General features: G+C 63.8%; 4 protein-coding genes. 1 reads left to right on the forward strand and 3 read right to left on the reverse strand.

What is annotated here, in order from left to right:
- The 3 genes from I5M_RS14720 to I5M_RS33145 form a co-directional block, all read right to left on the reverse strand.
- The coding region (locus tag I5M_RS14720) for a carbon monoxide dehydrogenase subunit G (RefSeq protein ID WP_022722098.1) at positions 1-408 on the reverse strand (408 nt) is incomplete at its 3' end.
- Positions 409-559: 151 nt separating this feature from the next.
- Complete coding sequence (locus I5M_RS14725; protein ID WP_022722099.1) at positions 560-1,087, reverse strand: hypothetical protein; 528 nt, start codon at positions 1,085-1,087, stop codon at positions 560-562.
- Positions 1,088-1,282: 195 nt separating this feature from the next.
- Entirely contained in the window at positions 1,283-1,450 is a 168-nt protein-coding gene (locus tag I5M_RS33145; protein ID WP_199900038.1) for a hypothetical protein, read from the reverse strand.
- Between the two features lie 330 nt (positions 1,451-1,780).
- Between I5M_RS33145 and I5M_RS14735 the strand changes: the two genes are divergently transcribed.
- A partial coding sequence (locus tag I5M_RS14735; RefSeq protein WP_022722101.1) for a branched-chain amino acid ABC transporter permease occupies positions 1,781-2,387 on the forward strand: 607 nt, incomplete at its 3' end.

The following is a 2,387-nucleotide window of genomic DNA, read 5'->3' on the forward strand; positions in this document are numbered from 1 at the left end:
GGCGAGCTTCTTGGCCGAACCGTTGATAAGCCGTTGGCCGAGCTGCGCCAGCTTGCCGCCGATATGCGCTTCGACGTCGTAGGAGAGCAACGTGCCGCCGTCCTTGTCGGACAGGCCGACCACCGCGCCGCCCTTGGCGAAGCCGGCGACGCCGCCCTCGCCTTCGCCGGTGATCTTGTAGCCGTTGGGCGGATCGAGATCGCTGAGCGTCACGCGGCCCTTGAAGCGCGCCGACACCGGACCGACCTTGAGCTTGGCCACGGCACGAAAGCCACTATTGTCCTCGGTCTTCTCCAGCTCTTCACAGCCCGGGATGCACAGCTTCAGCACCTCCGGATCGTTGAGCTTGCTCCACACCAGATCTTTCGGCGCGTCCAGCTGGACTTCGCCGTTCATCGTCATGGCCATGGATCATCTCCTCCCGATCGCGCGCCTATCGCGGCACTGCCGGCAATTAAGCACGGCCGAAGCGAAAGAAAAAGTATTGTGGCACCGCGTCAAGCGGCGGTGGTGCATATAGGCTTTGCAATCGGCCGATGAAGGCGGCCGCGGCCACGACTCAGACGTGCTCGGGGAAGTGCTCGGCCGTATAGGTCGACATGCGGGACGGCCTCTCTTCGGCCTTGGCCGGCAACGGCGGCCGCTCGACCAGCATCACGATGGCGGTGCCGACCAGCAACAGCAACTCGGTGGCGTGCAGCCGCAGCGCCTGCGCCTCACCGCCATGCGAAGCCAGGATCATGCTGGCAAAGCAAATGACGCTGCCGAGCGTCAGCGCGATCGACAGCGCCTCGTCGCAGCCTCCAGTCACGCGGACCGAACGTCGCGCAGCCAGTGCGACGAAGACCGCGAAGAACGCAATGACCGTGAGCTTCGCCAGCGCCAGCAGCCACGCGATCCGAATCGCCTCCTCTGCTCCGAGGTGGAAGTGATTGCTCAGGAAAAGGCCGACCGCGATATTGGGCCGGTCGAACAGGCCGTGGATCGGCGACACCATCAGGCCGAACGCCACCTTCAGCCAAGCCGGGACGAAATAAGCCGCGACCAGAATGCCGGCCGCGGTGCTGATGCGCCAATTGCTGTTCATGTCCGGGTCTCGTCACTCGTCCCGCGCGCAAAACACGCGCCGGCACCAACGAAGCTAAGACCAGGTTAACGCAGAGCGGCAACGGAAACACTTTATTAACCTTAACGGCGCGGCCGCCCCTGTGGACAGCCCTCCCTGCCAAGAAAAATCCCGCCTTTCGGCGGGATTTTCCTGACTCACACGAGCCGCCCGGCGTCAGCGGTCGGAGCGTTGGCCCTGACCGTGTTGGCCGTGCTGGCCCTGGTTGGAGCTACCTTGCCGCCCTGGATCCTGCTGCTGCTGACCCGGCTTTGCTCCACCGCCCTGCTGCTGCTGGCCGGCTGACTTCTGGCTCGGGGTCGACTGCTGGTTCTGATTGGTCATTGGCATTCTCCTTTTGGCTGTCATCCAGCCGACCCAACAACGCCGGGACCGCGATCGCGGTTGCGCTGCAGCTGAAGGTCATTGCGGGGCTTTTCAATGGAAGCAGCGTGACGGAGGAACCCGAATGCTCGTCCACAGGCTGCGGCTCAGACGTTTCGACCGTTGCTTGCAAGCCGTTCCCACTGTTACAAAACACCTCACGAAGCGTCGTTCCGGCTGCCGGGGCCCGCGACGCTCGTGCGCTGCGGTTTGACGGCTCAGGCCGGCGGTTCGCGGAGCAGAGACGGAACTCACCCTCTCGCAACCTTTGAGAGAGACTGACGGCAGCGCATGGACTATTTCGCCCAGCAGCTCATCAACGGCCTGGTGCTCGGCTCGATCTACGGGCTGATCGCGATCGGCTACACGATGGTCTACGGCATCGTCGGCATGATCAACTTCGCCCACGGCGACATCTTCATGATCGGCGGCTTCATCGCCATGATCTCGTTCCTGATCCTGGTGTCGATCGGGCTGACCTTCGTGCCGCTGATCCTGCTGGTGGTCCTGCTTGTCTCGATGGCGATCACCGCGCTGTATGGTTGGACCGTGGAACGCATCGCCTACCGCCCCCTGAGGCATTCGTTCCGCCTCGCGCCGATGCTGTCGGCGATCGGCATGTCGTTCGTGCTGATCAACTACTCGCAGGTGGCCCAGGGCGCCCGCGTCAAGCCGGTGCCGCCGATCATCACCGGCGGCCACACGCTGCACGAAAGCGCCGACGGCTTTGTCGTTCAGCTATCCAACGTACAGATCCTGGTCGTCGTCACCACCGTCGTACTGCTCGGCATCTTCACCTGGCTGGTCGCCAAGACACGGCTCGGTCGTGACATGCGCGCCTGCGAGCAGGACCAGACCATGGCGGCGCTGCTCGGCGTCGACGTCGACCGCACCTCTC

The sequence above is a fragment of the Rhodopseudomonas sp. B29 genome (genome assembly GCF_000333455.1).
Lineage (GTDB): Bacteria > Pseudomonadota > Alphaproteobacteria > Rhizobiales > Xanthobacteraceae > Rhodopseudomonas.

Excerpts from the sequence above, each read along its gene's own strand:
- I5M_RS14725 (WP_022722099.1), bottom strand. The coding sequence starts at position 1,087 with ATGAACAGCAATTGGCGCATCAGCACCGCGGCCGGCATTCTGGTCGCG.
- I5M_RS33145 (WP_199900038.1), bottom strand. The coding sequence starts at position 1,450 with ATGACCAATCAGAACCAGCAGTCGACCCCGAGCCAGAAGTCAGCCGGC.